Genomic DNA, 19,624 nt, shown 5'->3' with positions numbered 1-19,624 from the left:
GGAGGTTCCCTGGTTTTTGTTGTGCGCACACTGTATTCAATACTCAGGACAAATGTCCATAGAGTTGTATACAACTAGTCAGTCAGATAATGGACACTTGTCCACGCCGCCCTTTAGCCGTAGCACTTCCAGCCCAAAAACTCTTGAAATACATCCTTCCTTCCCCACCCCGCTCCACCGCTAATCTTTAGCTTTCCAAGCGACCGCCGGCACGGCCGCCCTCTCGCTTATACATATAAAGTATGCATAATGAAGTCATTCGAAATTCAGTATCACAAGGCAAAAAACGCGGCCAACAAACTAAAACATCAAGGCATCAGCCTCGCAGAGACAGAACCGGTGTTTTATGACGAACGAGCCCTGACTTTTCAGGACGACCATCATGATGAGCAGCGGTGGATCATCATGGGGCTGGATGCCAAAGGTCGCTTGCTGGTCGTTGCGTACACCTGGCGCGACCCGAATTTCGTGCGAATCATTTCCGCACGCGTCGCCACCAAAGGCGAGCGTCGCCACTATTTGGAGGCTTGAACGATGAAAGACGAATACGACTTCAGCAACGCCAAGCGTGGAGCAATTGCCACAAGCAAAGGCAAGACCCGAATCACCATCATGCTCGACGATGTCGTCATAGAGGCCGCGCGCGCTCTGGCAGAAAACGAGGGGTATGGCTACCAGACAGTGATCAACAACACCTTGCGCCAGGTGTTGCTCAGCGATAAAGGCAAAGCGGCGAAGCCCGATCAGAACGCTGCTGTTGCAAATGCCGGGCATTTCAAAAAAGGCATAACCGCGTCGGAGCTGAAAAGCCTGGAGAAAAAATTGTCAGAGGCCCTCAGCGAAATCCATCACGTGATGGAGCTTGAAGTGCGCTCCTAGACACAAAACGCTTGACTCGGCCCAATGAAAAAGGGGCGGATCGATCAAATCCGCCCCTTCGCGTGGTGCTCAGTTTGCCTTCGGCACAGGCTCAATCAACCGCTCCAGCACCGGCTTCAACGCCTCCTTCGCCGGCACCCGAATTTCGAATTCACGCTCCAGCAACCCGATCAACTCATCCACATCCGTCACCTGCCGCCGCTCGCTGTCGCTGCCCATGTGGTGAATGGCAAAACTGCCGTTGTTCAGCGTGCGTCGCCATCCCTCCCCCGTCCGCGCCACCATCAGTTGTTTGACGAAGGACGATTCGGGATGAGTCGAGACGTACCAGTTGCCGAGGGTGTAATCGATGTCTTCCTGACGCTGCAGATCGAAGATGTACATCGCCCGCCATTCACCGCCAACGTTGGCACGCAGGGTGTAGCCGTCTGCATGCTGTTCGATGCGATAGGGTTCGTGGGGAGTCAGCTGTTCGGCCTCGGTGTCGAGCATCAACGGTGCGGTGGGCACCATGCCGCCGAAGCCGACGTCGGTGATGTAGCGCACGCCGTCGAGGGTCACCAGGCTCAGGCGGTGAGTGCGTGCGGTCCATGCGCCTTCGGGCTGGTTCATGACCACGCGACCGGTGATGCCGCGCGCCTCGAAACCCAGCGTTTGCAGCAAGGCCAGGAACAGGTTGTTGAGTTCATAGCAGTAACCGCCGCGGCCGTCGTGCAGGACTTTCTGCTCGATGGACGGCAGGTCGATGAGTACCGGTTGCCCTAACAGCGTGGTGAGGTTTTCGAACGGGAAGGCACCGGTGTGGCGCAACTGCAATTGACGCAGGGTTTGCAGGGTCGGCGCCGGGGGCGCGTCGAAACCCAGGCGTTGCAGGTACAGCGCAAGATTTGTCAGTCGTGGTTCGCTCATCGCTCAATCCTTATGCATGGAACCCGCGGATCGCTCCGCCGATGGCCGCCATGTATAAGGGAAAAAGCGCTCGGGCCGATAATTGATTTCGCCAATCGCCACACGTGCCAAATCTATCGCCGTTTGCGTGAACCCAATCGAGTCCACGTCGGCGCGTGATCGCTGGCATGAGGCTCGTTGCGAACCCAGGCGTCGACGCCGACATCGTGCAAACAAGGAACAAGCGACTAAAGGTGCGCGCCCTGCTGCGCAAAGTCTTCCTGCGAGGCCTTGAGCAACGGCAGCAGCGCATACCTGTCTACCGGGCGACTGAGGTAAAACCCCTGCACTTCATGGCACTGATCCAGGATCAGGAAGTCCAGTTGTTCCAGCGTCTCGACGCCTTCTGCAGTTACGGTCAGGCCCATCGCCTTACCCAGGTTGATGATCGCCTGCACCACGGCGCGATCGTTGCTGCCGCTGCCCATGGACGAAATGAAGCGCTTGTCGATCTTGATCCCGTCGAAGGGATACGTGCGCAGGTAACCCAACGAAGAATAACCGGTGCCGAAGTCGTCCATGTTCAACCGCACGCCCAATTCCTTGAGCGCGTTCATGGTCGCCAGTGCACCATCGACGTCGTTGAGCATCACATTTTCAGTGATCTCCAGCTCAAGTCGACTGGCGGGCAAGTGGGTCTGGATCAACACTTCGCGCACGTCTTCGATCACATCGCTGCGGGCAAATTGCACCGGGGACAGGTTGACCGAAACCATCAGCGCACCAGGCCAGGTCAGGGCCGTCTCGCACGCCTCGCGCAACACCCAGCGGCCCAGTGGCACGATCAGATCGGTCTGCTCGGCCAGCGGGATAAACGCATCGGGGCTCAACAAGCCTTGCACGGGATGCTGCCAACGCAGCAGCGCTTCGACCGAGACGATCTGCTTGCCATCGACGTGATAACGCGGCTGGTAATGCATCACGAATTCGTTGTTCTTGATCGCCCGACGCAGGTCGCTTTCCAGTTGCCGACGATGCTGGATCTGATCGTTCATGTGCGCGGCAAAATAGCACCAGGTTTTCTTGCCATCGGATTTGGCCTGATACAACGCGATATCGGCACAGCGAATCAGTTCCTGCGCAATATGCCCCTGGCGCCGACTCAAGGCGATACCGATGCTCGCGCCAATGTGTAGCGAGTGATGGTCGTAGTGAATCGGCTGATGCAGGCTGTCGAGCAAGCGCTCGCAAAACCGGTCGATTTCCGCGTGGCTGTCCATGCCATGGAGCACCAGCACGAACTCGTCGCCGCCCAATCGGGCGACCAGGTCAATGTCTCGTGTGCACTCGCGCAAACGGGTGGCGACTTCCAGCAATACCGCATCGCCGGCCGGGTGGCCGAGGGAGTCGTTGATCGGCTTGAAGTTATCCAGGTCGATCATCAACAACGTCAGCGCCGTCGACTGCTCTTTCAGTGCCAGCGCCTCATCGAGAAAACGCGCCAATTTGTTGCGGTTCGGCAGGCCAGTCAGGGCGTCGTGCAATGACAGATGCTGGATCTGCGCATGGGCGGCAACTTCGTCGGTGATGTCGCTGGCCGTTCCGCGATAGCCCAGCACCGCGCCCTTGCGCTGGATCGGCCGTGCCGATACCCGGCAGACCCGCTGTTGCCCCGATTGATCGCGGTAGGAACAGCGCAAATGACTGACGGCCTGCTCTTCATCGAGTTTGTTCAGCCACAGCGACAAGGATGTTGTATCGCAATTGAGCAATTGCCCGATGTTCTGCCCCAGCCACTGCTGATCGGAGAACCCGGTGACGGTGCTGAAGCGTCCCGACAGATAAGTGATGCGATGCTGGTCGTCGATTTCCCAGATCCAGTCGGACGCGGCCTCGGCCACCGCACGGAAACGCTCTTCACTGGCCTCCAGCGCCTGGTTCGACAAATCGAGGCTGGTGTAACTGGCATCCACATGCCCGGACGTGCGCAGAACATAGCGAAAGAAGTAAGCGGTCAACAACGCCAGAACCAACAGCGCCCCGCCCAGTGGCGGCAGCAGCGACCAGAGCAATTGATGACCCGGCCGCTCGAGCCGGGAGACCAGACTGTAACCGGTGCCAGCGAGGGCAATAGCGGGCTGACCGGGAGCGATGGAGTTGTCGGGCGTCAGACTCAGGTCGTGCAAACCGTAATCGGCGCTCAAGGCGCTGAGCTTTTCAGGGTTCAGTTGGTCGACGTATATAAGCACCGAAGTGCTTTTGGAATCGACCGCCGGGCGTTCGTCATTGGGCACAATCGCGGCGGCCGACAGCAGCGCGGGTTTGCCCTCGAACAAGGTGTAGCGGCTGACGGGTTTGATGAGGCTCTCCTGACTCTGAATCTCGTCAATGAGCGTCTCCATCGTTGTCGACAGGTAGGCCGCCGCCTCCTCCTGCACCTGAAGCCCGCGCACCACGGCGTATTTTGTTCGCTGAACATCGACCACGAAAACACCCTCGTAGTGGTCCATGGTGAACAGGGTTTTACCCATGTTCTGCTCGACGTAGGCCCACTGCACATCGACCTCGCCGTTCAGATGATCGTAGGCCGACGTCCAGTCGGCATAACTGGCGATGTAGTTTTTCGTGGCGGTGATGCGGTTTTCCAGCGCGCGCCGGGTATAAAACGTGGTCTTGGCCAGGTCCTCGGCATCGAGCCGCCCGGCAATACTGAACAGGGCGATCAGCGCGATCAGTACCCCAACCACAAACAACAGACCGACCACCAACATCAGGTTACGGGTAATCGGGGTATGGCGCGCAGGTGCAGCGGTGGTAACGGCAGACAAATCCATGCACTTGATCCTGTCAATCGATTGCCCGATCGGGATGAGACCGGCGGGCCTGGTCGGTCAGGTGTGACAGCCAGGCTCTCTGCACTGACCATAGCAGGCATGCCCGATCATCGCTCCTGGATAACGCAAGTCATTGCCGCACTTGAAGAACCGGTCACAAGAACCGTGCCCATCGATGGCCGCAAGCGTCATCGATCCGAGCGCATCAGCACCTCGACGCCCCCTTCCATCGACAACACCGCCGAGCGATTTCGCCCTGAGTGCTTGGCCTGATACAGCGCCGCATCTGCGCGCTTGATCAACATTTCGGTGCTGTCGTGCGCCGTCGGCACAAACGAATAACAGCCAAGACTGACCGTCACGTAGCCCGTGGGTGAACCGCTATGGGTGATGTTTTTGTCCATGACACTGCGGCGGATTTGCTCGGCGATCGTCAGCGCGCCATGGATGTCGGTGTCTGGCAGCAACACCGCGAACTCTTCACCGCCGTAGCGCACCGCCAGGTCGGCTTTGCGGTGACAGCAACTCTTCAGGGCCCGCGCCACTTCGGCCAGGCAATGGTCCCCGGCCACATGACCGTAAGTGTCGTTGTAGCGTTTGAAGTAATCGATATCGAGCATGATCAGGCCCAGCGAGCTCGACCGCCGGGCACCGCGCCCGAACTCGACGTCCAGCGCCTGTTCGAACAACCGGCGGTTGGCCAACCCGGTCAGGCTGTCGTGGGTGGCGATCAGCTCCAGGGTTTTCTGCGCCTCGCGCAAATCTGCCTCGATGCGCTCGCCCGCGCGCACCTGATGAATGAACACCCAACCGAACAACCCCACGCCGAGGACAACCAGAGCGACGATCACAGCGGATTGAATCGCCGTGTCGTACCAGTCCTTGAGGACCGCGTCTTTGGAGGATGCCGCCGCGACCACCACCGGATAGGCATCGAGCTGACGGTAGCCATACAACCGAGGGATGCCATCCACCACTGAGTCGATCATGGCGTTGCCCGACGTGGCGCTGGGCAAGAGTTTCTGAAAGATCTCGCCCTGAGCCAATGATGTGCCGATCTGCGACTCCACAAACGGCCGTCGCGCCAGCAGCGTTCCATCGGTCAATGCCAAAAACATCGCGCCGTTGTCGTCGAGGCTGAAGCTTTTGAAGAACTGATCGAAGTACGACATCTTGATCCCGGCCAGCAACACGCCCTGGAAATGACCGTTCTGATCGTTTATCCGTTTGGAAACCGGAATGATCCACTCGCCATTCTCCCGACTGCGAATCGCCGGGCCGATGTGCGCCAGGGTTGAGATGTTTTGCTGGTGAAACCTGAAATACTCGCGATCCGCCACACCAGCCCCGCGGGGTAGATCCTCGAACGACGTCACGGCCCATTGCCCCTGCCTGTCGAACAGAAATATCCCGTGCAACTGATGCAGCGCCTGCACCCGCCGGGCGAAGGTTTTCTGCAGGCGTGGCGTCTGGGCAGCGTCGAAACCTTCAGCCTGAATCCAGTCCACCAGACTGGTCAGTACCAGATCGGCCTTCATGAACGTGTCTTCGGCCTGCTGCGCCATGGCCCGGGTCAGGTTCGACGACGACACCTCGGCCAACGCCAGGTCGTGTCGACGCGACTGCTCCAGTTGCAGGTAAAGCAGCCCGCAAAGACAAAGGCACACCGCAGCAATAAACAACACCGCAGCCTTGAGCAAAGGCAGTCGTTTCAAGGCACCGCCGGGCGAGGGGTGCGGATCGTGAAGAGGGATAGGCAAAAGCGCGTCCTGAAAGGGTAAGGCATGGGCAACGGCCCAAAACCCTTATTTTTTGTGAGCTTAGTCTACGGGGTTGCGTGGGGTAAACAGAGGATTGGGGGATAAATGGTTGTATTTCAATCGCATGACGCAAGGCAAAACCACATTACCTTGAAGGAGCTACGATTAACTGAAATCACGACAGGAAATCGAAATGAGTAAGGTAGACGAGCTCGCCGCGAAGCTTAAACAATCCCGGCAAACCAGTGCCGACGCGACCATCGCCGATCAAGCCATCGACAGCTGGCCCGCCCAGGTCTACGAGCTGTATCACCAGATCGAGGCGTGGCTGCAACCACTGATCGAGGTGGGCCTGAAGCTGCGACGTAATTCCACTCATGTGTTCGAGAGTGCGCCGGACGGTGCGACTTACGATTACGCCATCGACCAACTGCTGATCGAAGGAAACCACCACAGCATCACCTTCGACCCCGTCGCGCGCTTCACCGCTGACGGCGCCGGACGGATCGAGATTCACTCGACAGGCAAGGAACTCACCCTGTTGCGCACCGTGAGCGAACACGGCGAGACGCAGTGGTGGCTTCAGGCGATTGAGCAAGCCGGACAACAACCGGATGCGATCGCGCTGACGGAACACAATTTGCTGCTGGCCGTGCAAGAAGGCTTGGGGCTTTAAGGCCTATAACTTGCTCTGCTGCTCCGCCACCGAGGGAGGCGCCTCTCGCCTCCCGTCCAGCGCTGGCCGCTCCGAAGGCCGATTCAACGCCCGCAATACCGGGGAGTCATAGCCATACACATCGGGCTTGAATGTCACGCGCCCATCAAGACTCAGGTCCACCGTCCAGTAGGCCAACAGCACCGGCACTTTCACCGGGAGCCTGATGTTCTCTGTCTTGCCATTGGCTAACTGCTTTTGAATCCCTTCGCTGTTCCAGTGAACCGGATCGTTGAACAACAGCTCCACCAATTGCAGCGGGTTTTCTACCCGAATACAGCCGGAGCTGGTCGCGCGATTGGATTTCGCGAACAACTCGCGATGCGGCGTGTCATGCAAGTAAATCGAATAGTCATTGGGAAAGCGAATCGCCACCTGTCCCAGCGAGTTATCCGGCCCCGCATCCTGACGCAGGGTAAGGCCGCGCGGGTTGTCCCAATCGACAGTGGACGGATCGAGCACATTGCCTTCTCGATCGATCACACGAATCCGGCTTGCCTCAAGGTAGCCAGGATTGTCGCGAATCTTCGGCAACATGTCCTGGAGCAGAATCGTTGGTGGCACGGTCCAGGTCGGATTGAACGTGACGTAGGTGATTGCGGATTGAAAAATCGGCGTGCTGCGAAACGGCTTGCCGACCTGCACCCGTGAGCGCCAGATCGGTTTGCCATCGCGATAGAACGCGACTTTATACCCGGCGATATCGACCACGACGAAGGTGCCCTGAAGTTTGTACAGCAGCCACCGCGCCCGCTCCATGTTCACCCGCACCTGATCGATTCGCGCCTCGACCGGTACATTCAGTTCCGCGAGTGTCGCCGGCCCCGCTACACCGTCCGCCCCAAGGTATTGCTCGGTCTGAAACTTCTTCACCGCCGCGGTGACGGCGTCGTCGTAGTTGGTGCGAGCAGTCACTGGCGCGGCGAGATAACCGCCCGCTGCCAGACGGGCTCGCAATAGAGCGACCGAGGCGTCATCCATGCCGGGCCTGAGCGTCTGCCCTTCCGGGATCTTTGGCCAGCCACCCCGATCACGAACCTTGCGCAGTTGCGCCAGGCCTTGGCGCAACGTGCCGTAAACCGCTTCTTGGGGCGATGCCTGAGCGAAGGCGCGCGCAATGTCATGGCTGTCGAGGGCAGTGAAGAATTTGTTGACGTCTTCCCGGGGATCGACGCCAGCGGAGTCGAAGTTCCAGTGGATGTCCAACCGCGAAGGGTCGACCTTGCCGCGCCGCAACTGCAGCAACGCCGTGATAAACGTCTGGGTGGCGGAGATATCAAAGGCTGCCCGTTGCCCGGGGGTTGGTGTGGTTGTCTGCATCAACGCGCGGGCCTCGGCCAACTCGGCGATCCGGAAATCCGTGGGGTTCAGGCCATCGCTCTGGGTATCGCCCAGGCTTTTCAACAACAGGGCGACATCGTCATCGTCCGTCCAGGCAGCGCGATAGCCACGATGGCTATAAAAATCCAGCACCACCCGGTTCACATCGACCCGTTGATGACGCGGCGAGGTGAGCAGAGGCGGAAACGCCGAACTCAATGGCGCCAATTCCGCCTGAATCGCCTGGCCTACGTAATCGCCAGGTGCTGCTTCAGCCACAGTACTTACGGGAGATACCGGCTCAATCGGCGAAGTTTGCGCGATCGCCGTGCCGCTTATCAGAAAGCCCATAAAAAACATGCGGCTTATGACGAATAACCTTGTTAACTGCCCCATGGATAATCCTTAATCTCCCGTTTTCAACCGGCTAGCGTCGTGCGCGCTGCTAGACTCGAAATATTCAGATGAGACTTGCATATGGCCCCAAACCGCTTTGGCTGCTTAATGACGGCCGTGCTGCTGACTGCTTTTTTTACATTACCGGCAGCCTACGCCGATTCGCTTGAAGCTGCCCTGGTCAAAGCGGCCCCCGATGCCAACGCCAAAGTCATTGCCCTGGCCGTTCGCGCCTCCCAATGCAGCCGGTCACAAGGCGCGGCCCCGGCTCAAAGGCTGGCAGTGATCGATTATTCCCTGCCCTCGACCGTACAACGTCTTTGGGTGTTCGACCTTAAACAACGCAAATTGTTGTTCCATGAACTGGTCGCCCACGGTCGCAACAGTGGCGAGAATATGGCCAACCAGTTCTCCAATCAGAATGCCAGCTACGCCACCAGCCTCGGCTTGTATCGCACCCAATCCAGCTATGTCGGACAGAACGGTTATTCCCTGCGCATGGAAGGTCTGGAACCGGGGTTTAACGACAACGCCTTCGAACGGGCGATCGTCATTCACGGCGCGCCTTACGTCAGCCCTGCCCTGGCGCGGGCCAATGGCCGGATCGGCAGAAGTCTCGGCTGCCCAGCGGTGAGGCCTGCGATTGCACATCGGCTGATCGACTCGATGAAAGATGGGCAGTTGTTATTTTCTTACTACCCGGATCAGCGTTGGTTGAAGTCTTCTTCGTATATCAATTGCGGTAACGCCACCGTGGCGGATTCGTCCAGATCCAACAGCAGCCCTTGAACACCGCGTGAAACTGTCAAAACTGTAATCTTGGCCTCAGCCTGCTGAAAGGCACCGCCCGTTAGCCTCCTCCCCATTGAGTTCTCTGCCCTCCGCTCAGGATGGACCTGAGGGCTCCATCAGGCTGACGGACGGGATAAAACGGCATGCATTCCAACACCTCAAGACGCACCTTCGTGAAGGGCCTGGCCGCTGGCGGGGTCCTCGCTGGCCTCGGGCTGTGGCGTACACCGGTCTGGGCGGTCACCAGCCCCGGCGAACCGAATGTGCTGGCCGGTACCGACTTCGACCTGTTCATCGGCGAATCCCCGGTCAACATCACCGGCAACCCTCGAACCGCGATGACCATCAACGGCGGCATTCCCGGCCCTCTTCTACGTTGGCGCGAAGGCGACACCGTCACGCTGCGGGTGAAAAACAAACTCAAGGACAGCACGTCCATTCACTGGCACGGCATTTTGCTGCCGGCCAACATGGATGGCGTGCCGGGCCTGAGTTTTCACGGGATCGAACCGGACGGCATGTACGTCTACCAGTTCAAGGTCCGGCAGAACGGCACTTACTGGTATCACAGCCATTCGGGCTTGCAGGAACAGTCCGGGGTTTACGGGCCGTTGGTGATCGACGCCAAGGAGCCGGAGCCGTTCCAGTACGACCGCGATTACGTGGTGATGCTCACCGACTGGACCGACGAAGACGCCGTCGGCCTGATGAAAAAACTCAAGAAACAATCGGACTACTACAACTACCACAAGCGCACCGTGGGCGATTTCATCCACGACGTCAGCGAGAAAGGCTGGGGCTCGACGGTGGCCGATCGCAAGATGTGGGCCGAGATGAAGATGAACCCCACCGACCTGGCCGACGTCAGCGGTGCCACTTACACCTACTTGATGAACGGCCAGGCGCCGAACATGAACTGGACCGGGCTGTTTCGCCCGGGTGAGAAGTTGCGGCTGCGGTTTATCAACGGCTCCGCCATGACCTACTTCGACGTGCGTATTCCGGGCTTGAAAATGACCGTGGTTGCGGCGGATGGCCTACACGTCAAACCGGTGAGCGTCGACGAATTTCGCATCGCGGTGGCGGAGACGTTCGACGTGATCGTCGAACCGACCCAGGACGCCTACACCCTGTTCGCCCAATCGATGGACCGAACGGGTTATGCGCGAGGCACCCTGGCGGTGAAGGCCGGGTTGTCGGCGCCGATTCCAGCGCAGGATCCGCGACCGCTGGTGACCATGGATGACATGGGCATGGGCGGCATGGATCACGGCAGCATGGGCGGTGACATGGCGGGGATGGACCACGGTGCCATGCAAGGCATGAACGGTGGTGACATGCAGGGCATGGACGGCGGAGACATGCAGGGCATGGACAGCATGGCCGGAATGGATCACAGCAGCATGGCCATGGGTGGCATGGCCGGGATGGCCGGGATGCAATCCCATCCCGACACGGAAAAAGACAACCCGCTGGTGGACATGCAAGCCATGAGCACCACGCCAAAACTCGACGACCCGGGCATCGGCCTGCGCAACAACGGCCGCCGTGTGCTGACCTACTCCGACCTGCGCAGCACCTTCGAAGACCCGGACGGCCGCGAGCCCGGCCGCACCATCGAACTGCACCTCACCGGCCATATGGAAAAGTTCGCCTGGTCGTTCAACGGCGTGAAGTTCTCCGACGCTGAACCGCTACGACTCAAGTACGGCGAGCGGGTTCGAGTGGTGCTGGTCAACGACACGATGATGACTCACCCCATTCATTTGCACGGCATGTGGAGCGACCTCGAAGACGAGAACGGCCAGTTCATGGTGCGCAAACACACCATTGATGTGCCGCCGGGATCGAAGCGCAGCTATCGGGTCACCGCCGATGCGCTCGGCCGCTGGGCCTACCACTGCCATCTCCTGTACCACATGGAAATGGGCATGTTCCGTGAAGTTCGCGTGGAAGAATAAGGCGCTACCCATGACCAGACTCACTCCGATCTCTTTGGCCCTCGTTACCGTGGGCCTGACGCTCTCTTCGGCCATGGCCGCCACCGACAGCATGCAGGGCATGGACCATAGCCAGATGCCGGGCATGGATCACAGCAAGATGCAGAGCGAGGATTACGGGCAAATGCAGCCCGCCGCGCCGACCCAAAGCCGCACGCCGATCCCGGCATTGACCGACGCCGACCGCGCCGCTGTTTTCGTCAGCCCCGCCGGCCACAACGTGCATGACACCGCGCTCAACTATTACTTCCTCGCCGACGAACTCGAATGGCAGGACGCCGACGACGGCAGCGCATTGGCGTGGGATCTGTCCGGCTGGATCGGCGGCGACGTTGATCGCCTGTGGCTGCGCTCCGAAGGCGAACGCATCAATGGCAAAACCGAAGACGCCGAAATCCAGGCACTGTGGGGTCATGCCATCTCCCCGTGGTGGGACGTGGTGACCGGCGTGCGCCAGGATTTCAAACCCGGCGCCCCGCAAACCTGGGCCGCGTTCGGCGTGCAAGGCATGGCCCTGTACAACTTCGAAACCGAGGCCACCGCGTTCATCGGCGAAGGTGGCCAGACCGCTGCGCGACTGGAAGGCGACTACGACATCCTGCTCACCAACCGGCTGATTCTGCAGCCGACCGCCGAGCTCAACGTCTACGGCAAAAACGACCCGCAACGGGGCATCGGCTCCGGGCTGTCCAGCACCGAAGCCGGCTTGCGCCTGCGCTATGAAATCCGCCGGGAATTCGCGCCCTACATCGGCGTGACCTGGAACCGCACCTACGGCAAAACCGCCGATTACGCCAGGGACGAAGGCGAGGACCGCAGCGAAGCGCGCCTGGTCGTCGGCGTTCGCCTGTGGTTCTAAACGCTTCAACTCAAAAACCTAAAAAACAACCGCTTAAAGCGGTAAGAGGCCTTGCATGCGCACCATCAAAACCACCGCTGTCGCCATCGCACTTTCCACCGGGCTACTGATGAGCGCACTGGCTCAAGCCCACCCGAAACTGCTCTCCTCCACCCCGGCCGAAGGCGCGGACGGCGCAGCACCGAGCAACATCGAACTGCACTTCTCCGAAAACCTCATGACCCAATTCTCCGGCGCCAAACTGGTCATGACCGAAATGCCCGGCATGGCCCATTCCCCCATGCCGATGAAAGCCAAAGTCTCCGGCGGCAGCGACCCGAAAACCATGGTCATCACCCCACTCTCGCCCCTGCCCATCGGCAGCTACAAAGTCGAATGGCGCGCCGTGTCTTCGGACACTCACCCGATCACCGGCAACGTTACGTTCAAAGTGAAGTGATTGATGAGCGACTCGGTCGGCATTGCCCTGCGGTTTGCGTTGTATGTGGATTTGATGCTGTTGTTCGGGGTGGCACTTTTTGGGCTGTACAGCCTTAAGGGGCAGGAACGGGTGTCGGGGGCGGTGCTGCCGTTTCGGTCGATGTTGGCGGGGACGGCGCTGCTGGGTGCGGTGTTGTCTGTCGCCAGCATGGTGATGATGACAAGTGCCATGAGCGGTGAAACGGACTTCGCCGAGCTGCGTCCGCACATCAAGATGATGCTGTTTGAGACGGACGTCGGCTTGGCTTGGGGGATTCGCATTGTTGCACTGGTCGTCGCGGGTTTAGCGGTGATGCTTCGTGCGCCTGGTTTCAGTTTATGGGTCGCGGCTTTTGCCGGTGCTGTTGCCCTCGCCAGCCTGGCCTGGAGCGGACATGGGGCGATGGATGAAGGCAATCGACGTTATTGGCATTTCACGGTAGACATTCTGCACCTGCTGGCAGCGGGGGCTTGGCTTGGCGCGTTGCTGGCGTTTGCGTTGATGGCGAAGATCAACGCTCTGCAAACCGAAGCGCGCCTCAGGTTACTGGCCCGCGCGGTTAATCGGTTTGAGGCGATTGGCGCGGCCATCGTCGTGGTGATTACGGTGACGGGGGTGGTGAATTATCTGTTCATCGTTGGACCGAAACTGGACGAGGTATTTCTCAGTACTTACGGGATTCTGCTGTTCATCAAAGTGGTGCTGTTTGCCGGCATGCTGGTGCTCGCCGCGTTGAACCGGTTTCACCTTGGGCCGTTTCTGGAGCGGTCGTTGCGGGACGGGCAATACACGGTCGCCGCCAATGCGTTGCGGCGTAGCGTGGTGGTGGAATTGGCGGCGGCGGTGTTGATTGTGGGGTTGGTGGCGTGGCTCGGAACGCTGAGTCCGGAAATGGGTGCCCAGTAGGGAAATGAAAGCATCCGATGACCGGCCAGAGCAGTCAGTGGACAGGGTGAGGGTCCTTTACTAGCGTCTAACCACACTGGATTTCAAGCCAAAGGGTTCAACACCCAAGCGCCAAGGTGAAAAAGCGGCGCAATTATCGAAAGGAGTTCGAAAATGGCTGACGTAATGAAAGTAGTGGATGTCGACTTAAAAATACTTAAATCAAACCCACCGCAGCTACATATATCGGCAATTGGCCTGGTTAACTCTGGTGGATGGACAAACCCCAGACTGGAGCCGCGGATTTACCTTCAGTTCCCACCAGACGGCATTCAAGACTTCGATTTTGTTGCTGATCCGCCCCAAGGGGCTGCTATACAGGTCATCCTTCCCATCGACGCATCAAAACTTTGGAAAGAGCCGCCACTCGATAAACTCAAGGGAGTAAGAGTCCACTCTGCTAGCAACTCGATTGAAGCGCATCTTAAGAGTTCGAAGTCCGTGGCTTGTGGATAAACAACTCATGTAGAGGGATACGTGTCGGGCCTTGCCTGACACGTATCACGCATTGGAACGATCGGGATATTGGACCACTGGATGACAGTCGAGAAGTGCTTTCACTACACTGACTCCCGCTTGAACCCCACTCCGTCACAAAAGCCCGAGAACAATGAAAACCATAAAAAGCACAATGCTGCTCTGTGGCCTGCTGGCTCTATCCTGCGGCGCTCAGGCAGAGCAAAGCCCTTCGCACCTGGACACCGTCCTGCAACAAGGCCAACTTCGCGTTTGCACCACAGGCGACTACAAACCCTATACCTTCAAAGGTGAAGACGGCGAATACTCGGGCATCGACATCGCCATGGCCCGCTCGCTGGCCGACAGCCTGGGCGCGAAGGTCGAGTGGGTCCAGACCACCTGGAAAACCCTGATGCCCGACATGCTCGCGGGCAAATGCGACATCGGCGTCGGCGGCATCTCCGTCACCCTGGAACGCCAGAAAAAAGCCTTCTTCAGCACCACACTGGATGTCGACGGCAAAATCCCGCTGGTGCGCTGCGAAGATCAGGCGCAATACCAGACCCTCGAACAAATCAACCAACCTTCCGTTCGCCTGGTCGAACCGGCCGGCGGCACCAACGAAGCCTTCGTCCACGCCTTCCTGCCCAAAGCGCAATTGCAGCTGCACGACAACGTGACCATCTTCCAGCAGCTGCTGGATAAGAAAGCTGACGTGATGATTACCGATGCATCGGAAGCGCTGTATCAGCAGAAACTCAAACCAGGTTTGTGCGCGGTCAACCCGACGCAATACATGCAGTACGGCGAGAAGGCTTATCTGCTGCCGCGCGATGACATCAGCTGGAAGTTGTATGTCGATCAGTGGCTGCATCTGGCCAAGGTGACGGGGAATTACCAGAAAATTCTGGGTCAGTGGATAGCTACACCAGAAGCCAAATAGCCCATACATAGCAGCTGGCGAAGCCTGCATTCGACCGTAGCAGCTGTCGAGCCTGCGAGGCTGCGTTCGGCTGCGCAGCAGTCGTAAAATCAGAACACGCGGTTCATCAGGCAAATCACGCAACGGCGAAAACACCCAAGCCGTTGCGTCATTCCTTAATCGTGCAGCAAGCCCGAGCTGTACTCATTAAAGCTGTTGCCGATCGCGCTCCCTCCAAAGTTCACCTTGTTGGGGCTATGGCCATCGAACGATTGGCACGCTTCTGAAAAACACGTGCTGGTGCTCACACCCGAACAGGCGCTCAAGAGCAAAGCACCGGTGATCAGCATGGCTTTGAAGAGGTTCGAGATCATCTTTTTGTTTCCTGTGGGCTGGAGGCGTGGCTACACCAAGCTTAGGTGGTCATCCTATGCCACGTGGCTGCCAAACTTGATGAAACATTGCTGAGCGACAGCGTTGGTTCAGCATCCTTGTTTTCTCTGAAGCGACCCACCTGTTTAGATGAGCGTTTAAAGACACTCGCAGTTACTTCACCAAGCCTACAACGCCTTGCGTCGTTGCCTACGACTGCGCCAGAATCCGCCGGCTATGCGTCTAGGGCTCCCCCCGGTAACTTGATTCCCGTCACTGTTCATCAGTGATCGGGTCTGCAAGCCCGCCGGAATACCAGTCGCATAGCCCTGCCGCAGGACGCTCGTTTGTGTCTGCTCAATGGCGGCTTTGTGCGGGAGACCTTCGGGTCTGCCGGGTTCCTGGTTTCCCGGTCTTGCAGACCCGCGCACAGCTGCCACCCATCATCTGCAAGTGATGTTGGTAGCTCCTAATGAATAATCAGGAGTTTCACCATGTTCAAGGCCACACCCAACCCGCCGGTCACAGACCCGACATCCCCCTACGAATCACTCGACTCAAAAAAGCTCCACGAAGCCGCCGAACGCGCCCTCGACCACTACCTCAAACCGGCCGCTCAGATCATGGCCACGGCCAACGAGCCCGAGCGCATGTTCCTCGCCAACCCGAAGTACAACACCGAATCCTTGCTGGCCAACGCCTGCGAGTCACTGGGCTCGGCCACGGTTATGCTTAGTGATTTTGCAGCGCTGCTGGAAGGGACACACCGTAAAACGCTGCTGGGGATCGCGCAGGTGGTCATGTTGGGGGAACTGGCGGTGAATCAGGCGTTGGATAACGTGGAGCCGTCTGAGTAATCAATGGTGCACATTGGCGTGAGGGGCGTGAGCTCCTCGCGCCACCAACATCGCTCGAAACGCAGACGACGATAGGAGAAATGGGGGCAGATACTCGCCACGCACTTCTGTCGCGTTTCCGTCGCTCCCATAATGGATTGGATGCAGCAGTCCCTCAACGCCCCAGCCAACCTAGCTAAGCCACTGTAAACCCTTCGTTTTGTAGCAATTTTTAAGCGACATGTGATGGCTGATTATCACGGGCACTGCAGATATTTTGTTGAATTGCTCCCCTTGGTGACAGGCAGCAATCGGCCGATTCTGTTGAAAAAGTCGGCTTCGATTTCCACCGCAGAAAAGTACGCGTCTGAGATTTAAATCTGCGCGTTGCGCACGAGATTCATGGCGCCAATTTTACGTAGCAGCCTGCAAAATTGGCGTTTTCAGCAATCAATGCATGGGCAGTCAGCCCAGGTCGGACTTTTTCAACAGAATCGGCCAAAAGCAGACTGTCAGCGCGGTTCTGATTTCGCCCGATAGCGAACGCTCACAGCATGCGGCTGAATACATCAACACAAGCGCTACATCGTTCTCAAGGGCTTTCTATTGAGGTATATTTACTGCCCTACAGGTATCGACAAGTCCCTGTTCCGTAGCCTCCAGCATTGAGCGCCTGGTTTCGTGATATATCACAAACTGCTGCTGGCCGAATTGAGGCATATCCTCGAATGTCAGGTTTAGGCCGACTGCCGGCAGTACCTAGTACTTGAGCATCTCTTTATTCAGTAAGCATTTCCCGCTCTTTGTGAACCACACGTCCGTCATATCGGTCACCTCACTGAAAGCCATGCAATTTTACCCAAGGGCAGCCATGAAGCGCTCCTCATTAAAATAATCCACCATCCGAAATTCATCTTTCAACTCAACCGTAAGCTCCTTGCGCATCAATGGATGCGCATTGGCGCACTGGCTCAGTTTCGCTCCGATCACATCAAACACCGTAAGCTTTAAATCTGCAACCTCGGAACAAAAATTAGACCGTAGCGAATGCTCGATGGCTTCATTTGCAAATATCGCCACAGCAAGCAATGTTGAATGATAATTTTTATAAATATGTATATCCTGTGCATCAACGCGAAGCTCACCAGATAAATCTGGACCAGGCAGATAACCTTTTTCACTCACATGAGATGCAATCGTTGTTATAGCCAGTAAAGCGATAGGTCCGACGCATTTATTTATAATCAAAAGACTCCAAATCAACTCAGCAACAATATCGAAATTTCGCTCATGCAAAAAGCGAAGAATCCCAAGCTCTAGAGCCGAAAAAAGCGCATCAGTTTTGTTAAAAAATAAATTCTTCGGAAGTGGCTGCCCGCCAGAATCAGCTAAAAAAAACAGAGTATGCGTCAAAGCATAAAAGTCACTGACAGTGCTTCTATGGGGTGAAATCCCATTTGCAACATTTGTAAGAGAGAGAGACGTGTTCACTACATCAAGCCTAGAGCATTGGCCGGAAAACACTTCTACATCTAGACCGAGGACTTCCGAACAATATGCAACATCCAATGTTCTGTGAGGCAATCTCTCGGTAGCTAAAATATCCATCTCGGGAATGCATAAAACAAGCAAATCTCTTATATTGGCCCGCTCACTACTCAACCACTGAAGTGCTGCTGGCATTGAAAGTAATTGGAAGTGGGCAATATTCTCAATAAATACGGAAGAAACTGGAAGCGGTCTAATAATCGCCAGGCAATGTTCAACTATAGAATCAGTTAGATATGTAGCGGAATGCCTCTTCTGCAACACCCCTAACAGACACAACTCATCATAAGCTTTAAGGTACGACAATTGATGAGCCGGCGGCCGATCACGCGGATCAAAAAAGCCAAGATTCAACTCAAGCCATTTCCAAATAACTTCTAACGCATCTTGGCTTTTCATAGAGGCAACTCCTATTGCTTAATTGCGTTCAGCAGTTCGGCCACTGTATTTTCCGGGCCAATTTTCACCCCTTTAATATCTAAAGAGCCAGTGCCATCAAGCGCTGGCGCAGTATACGCATCACCTGCCAGAATGTAATGTGACCAAGCGGCAGCCCAACTGCCGTTAATCACCGGATCATGTCCCAGTCCATTATGCTTTAAGTCTTTCAACTTTGTGTTCGGCCCAAGAAGTAGTTCGGCCGCATTTGTGATTTTCGGATCCATAACTTTTCTCCTGTACGTATTTTGATGTTGACGGCACCCACAAGACAAAGGTTTGGCACACGAATGAATAAAATGCAAGGCGGAAGCTCTCCTAATCAATGCTCCGCACTACTTACTCCGCCATCTTCCAGGAAAGGATATAGTAAAAGCGCAGACGTCGACCACGCACCTATAACAAAACGCAATGTAAAACAATAATCGAACGGGATATACCTTATATCGATTTGTTTAATAGTGTCTCTTTTGGCCACAAATTCCCTGAGATACACGTGACCTTTCGCGAATGGGTCTCGCAGTATGATGACCCGGTCTTTTCCGGACGCAATGGAGCGCGGCACGAGGCGTGAATTTCTGAGCAGAAGGATCCAGTTTTGCGAATTGACGGGGAGAGCACCGTGAAAAAAATGGCTGCGGATGCCATCCACGCCGCGTCGCAAATACTGAGACAGTTTGAAGCTGGGACAGCAAAAGGCGCGGCGATTCAGCGAAACTCGATGATGTCCCAAATGGGTCGATGGGTCGATTGCTGCCGGTCAGACCCAGGAATATAAGCTTTTCGGTGATGGATTGGGTCTAACAGTCCTCCAACGCCCCAGCCAGTCTGACTAATCCGCTGCAACCTCTTCGCTTTGTACAATTTTTAAGCACGCTGAAATTACTGCCTGACATGGGCACTACCGGTTCTATGCTGTGTTTTTCTTTAAAGGAGTCGACGTCATGCCTGGTGATTATTCACTGCCGGATGTACTGGAAAGGCTGTACGAAAACCAGCAGGCCCTAGAGGCGGCCATTATGGAGTTGACACTGCTGGTTGAGGAGAAAGGAGCACGGGAAGGGGGAGGAAATTCCGTGGAGCACTGTGGACCATTAGTGAAAACACCGGCCATATCAAACAAGGCCTGGCTCGACTAAGAAGACTGGATATCGGTTAATGGATTGCGCACCACAGGCCTATCGACGGTCATAGCGAGGCA

General features: G+C 56.9%; 18 protein-coding genes and 2 pseudogenes. 12 read left to right on the top strand and 8 right to left on the bottom strand.

All coding sequences use genetic code 11. The annotated features are described in order from the left end of the window. Positions 1–249 precede the first annotated feature (249 nt). Together AC1RO5_RS14545 and AC1RO5_RS14540 are read left to right on the top strand one after the other, a co-directional pair. A complete protein-coding gene (locus AC1RO5_RS14545) occupies positions 250–531 on the top strand; it encodes a BrnT family toxin (protein WP_493175764.1) in 282 nt (93 codons plus the stop codon). 3 nt (positions 532–534) lie between these two features. Then, positions 535–879: a BrnA antitoxin family protein gene (locus AC1RO5_RS14540; RefSeq protein ID WP_493175762.1), complete on the top strand. Its 345-nt coding sequence runs from the start codon at positions 535–537 to the stop codon at positions 877–879. A 69-nt stretch (positions 880–948) separates the two neighbouring features. Here the strand turns inward: AC1RO5_RS14540 and AC1RO5_RS14535 are convergent, their stop codons facing one another. From AC1RO5_RS14535 to AC1RO5_RS14520, 4 genes and pseudogenes are all read right to left on the bottom strand, one after another. Next, positions 949–1,788, bottom strand: a complete 840-nt coding sequence (locus AC1RO5_RS14535; RefSeq protein ID WP_493175760.1) for an arylamine N-acetyltransferase family protein — start codon at positions 1,786–1,788, stop codon at positions 949–951. Positions 1,789–1,901: 113 nt separating this feature from the next. Further along, positions 1,902–2,006: pseudogene (locus tag AC1RO5_RS14530) on the bottom strand (exodeoxyribonuclease III); the annotation flags it as partial. A gap of 9 nt (positions 2,007–2,015) precedes the next feature. After that, a complete protein-coding gene (locus AC1RO5_RS14525) occupies positions 2,016–4,601 on the bottom strand; it encodes a bifunctional diguanylate cyclase/phosphodiesterase (RefSeq protein ID WP_493175758.1) in 2,586 nt (861 codons plus the stop codon). Positions 4,602–4,789: 188 nt separating this feature from the next. Continuing rightward, positions 4,790–6,361 carry a sensor domain-containing diguanylate cyclase gene (locus AC1RO5_RS14520; RefSeq protein WP_493175756.1) on the bottom strand — a complete coding sequence of 524 codons (1,572 nt, stop codon included), beginning with the start codon at positions 6,359–6,361 and terminating at the stop codon, positions 4,790–4,792. 193 nt (positions 6,362–6,554) lie between these two features. On the opposite strand from AC1RO5_RS14520, the gene AC1RO5_RS14515 reads away from it, so the two are divergent. Further along, complete coding sequence (locus AC1RO5_RS14515; RefSeq protein ID WP_493175754.1) at positions 6,555–7,037, top strand: hypothetical protein; 483 nt, start codon at positions 6,555–6,557, stop codon at positions 7,035–7,037. 3 nt (positions 7,038–7,040) lie between these two features. Here the strand turns inward: AC1RO5_RS14515 and AC1RO5_RS14510 are convergent, their stop codons facing one another. After that, complete coding sequence (locus AC1RO5_RS14510; protein WP_493175752.1) at positions 7,041–8,792, bottom strand: L,D-transpeptidase family protein; 1,752 nt, start codon at positions 8,790–8,792, stop codon at positions 7,041–7,043. Between the two features lie 81 nt (positions 8,793–8,873). Between AC1RO5_RS14510 and AC1RO5_RS14505 the strand changes: the two genes are divergently transcribed. The 7 genes from AC1RO5_RS14505 (at position 8,874) to AC1RO5_RS14475 (ending at position 15,250) form a co-directional block, all read left to right on the top strand. Beyond that, the gene (locus AC1RO5_RS14505) at positions 8,874–9,581 is read left to right on the top strand and encodes a murein L,D-transpeptidase catalytic domain family protein (RefSeq protein ID WP_493175750.1); all 708 of its coding nucleotides are present in this window, start codon (positions 8,874–8,876) and stop codon (positions 9,579–9,581) included. A 146-nt stretch (positions 9,582–9,727) separates the two neighbouring features. Then, entirely contained in the window at positions 9,728–11,545 is a 1,818-nt protein-coding gene (locus tag AC1RO5_RS14500; RefSeq protein WP_493175748.1) for a copper resistance system multicopper oxidase, read from the top strand. A gap of 10 nt (positions 11,546–11,555) precedes the next feature. Further along, positions 11,556–12,443 (top strand): copper resistance protein B, encoded by an 888-nt coding sequence (locus AC1RO5_RS14495; protein ID WP_493175746.1) that lies wholly within the window; start codon positions 11,556–11,558, stop codon positions 12,441–12,443. Between the two features lie 55 nt (positions 12,444–12,498). Continuing rightward, positions 12,499–12,882 carry a copper homeostasis periplasmic binding protein CopC gene (copC, locus tag AC1RO5_RS14490; RefSeq protein WP_493175744.1) on the top strand — a complete coding sequence of 128 codons (384 nt, stop codon included), beginning with the start codon at positions 12,499–12,501 and terminating at the stop codon, positions 12,880–12,882. 3 nt (positions 12,883–12,885) lie between these two features. Next, entirely contained in the window at positions 12,886–13,809 is a 924-nt protein-coding gene (copD, locus tag AC1RO5_RS14485) for a copper homeostasis membrane protein CopD (protein WP_493175743.1), read from the top strand. A 153-nt stretch (positions 13,810–13,962) separates the two neighbouring features. Then, positions 13,963–14,304, top strand: coding sequence for a hypothetical protein (locus AC1RO5_RS14480; RefSeq protein WP_493175741.1), 342 nt, complete (start codon positions 13,963–13,965; stop codon positions 14,302–14,304). Positions 14,305–14,458: 154 nt separating this feature from the next. Beyond that, complete coding sequence (locus AC1RO5_RS14475) at positions 14,459–15,250, top strand: transporter substrate-binding domain-containing protein (RefSeq protein WP_493175739.1); 792 nt, start codon at positions 14,459–14,461, stop codon at positions 15,248–15,250. 155 nt (positions 15,251–15,405) lie between these two features. On the opposite strand, the gene AC1RO5_RS14470 is transcribed toward AC1RO5_RS14475, so the two are convergent. Beyond that, entirely contained in the window at positions 15,406–15,603 is a 198-nt protein-coding gene (locus AC1RO5_RS14470; protein ID WP_493175737.1) for a hypothetical protein, read from the bottom strand. 492 nt (positions 15,604–16,095) lie between these two features. Here AC1RO5_RS14470 and AC1RO5_RS14465 point away from each other — a divergent pair, with 492 nt between their 5' ends. Continuing rightward, positions 16,096–16,458: a DUF6124 family protein gene (locus tag AC1RO5_RS14465; protein WP_493175735.1), complete on the top strand. Its 363-nt coding sequence runs from the start codon at positions 16,096–16,098 to the stop codon at positions 16,456–16,458. 834 nt (positions 16,459–17,292) lie between these two features. Here AC1RO5_RS14465 and AC1RO5_RS14460 read toward each other — a convergent pair. Together AC1RO5_RS14460 and AC1RO5_RS14455 are read right to left on the bottom strand one after the other, a co-directional pair. Beyond that, positions 17,293–18,384, bottom strand: coding sequence for a DUF6895 family protein (locus AC1RO5_RS14460; RefSeq protein WP_493175733.1), 1,092 nt, complete (start codon positions 18,382–18,384; stop codon positions 17,293–17,295). A gap of 11 nt (positions 18,385–18,395) precedes the next feature. Further along, positions 18,396–18,650 carry a hypothetical protein gene (locus tag AC1RO5_RS14455; protein WP_493175731.1) on the bottom strand — a complete coding sequence of 85 codons (255 nt, stop codon included), beginning with the start codon at positions 18,648–18,650 and terminating at the stop codon, positions 18,396–18,398. 717 nt (positions 18,651–19,367) lie between these two features. Here AC1RO5_RS14455 and AC1RO5_RS14450 point away from each other — a divergent pair. Further along, positions 19,368–19,582: pseudogene (locus AC1RO5_RS14450) on the top strand (hypothetical protein). Positions 19,583–19,624: the final 42 nt, after the last annotated feature.

This window comes from Pseudomonas sp. GW822-FHT02G04 (assembly GCF_058802085.1).
Note: the sequence above shows the minus strand (reverse complement) of the source record. Positions and strands in the feature narration are given on the sequence as shown.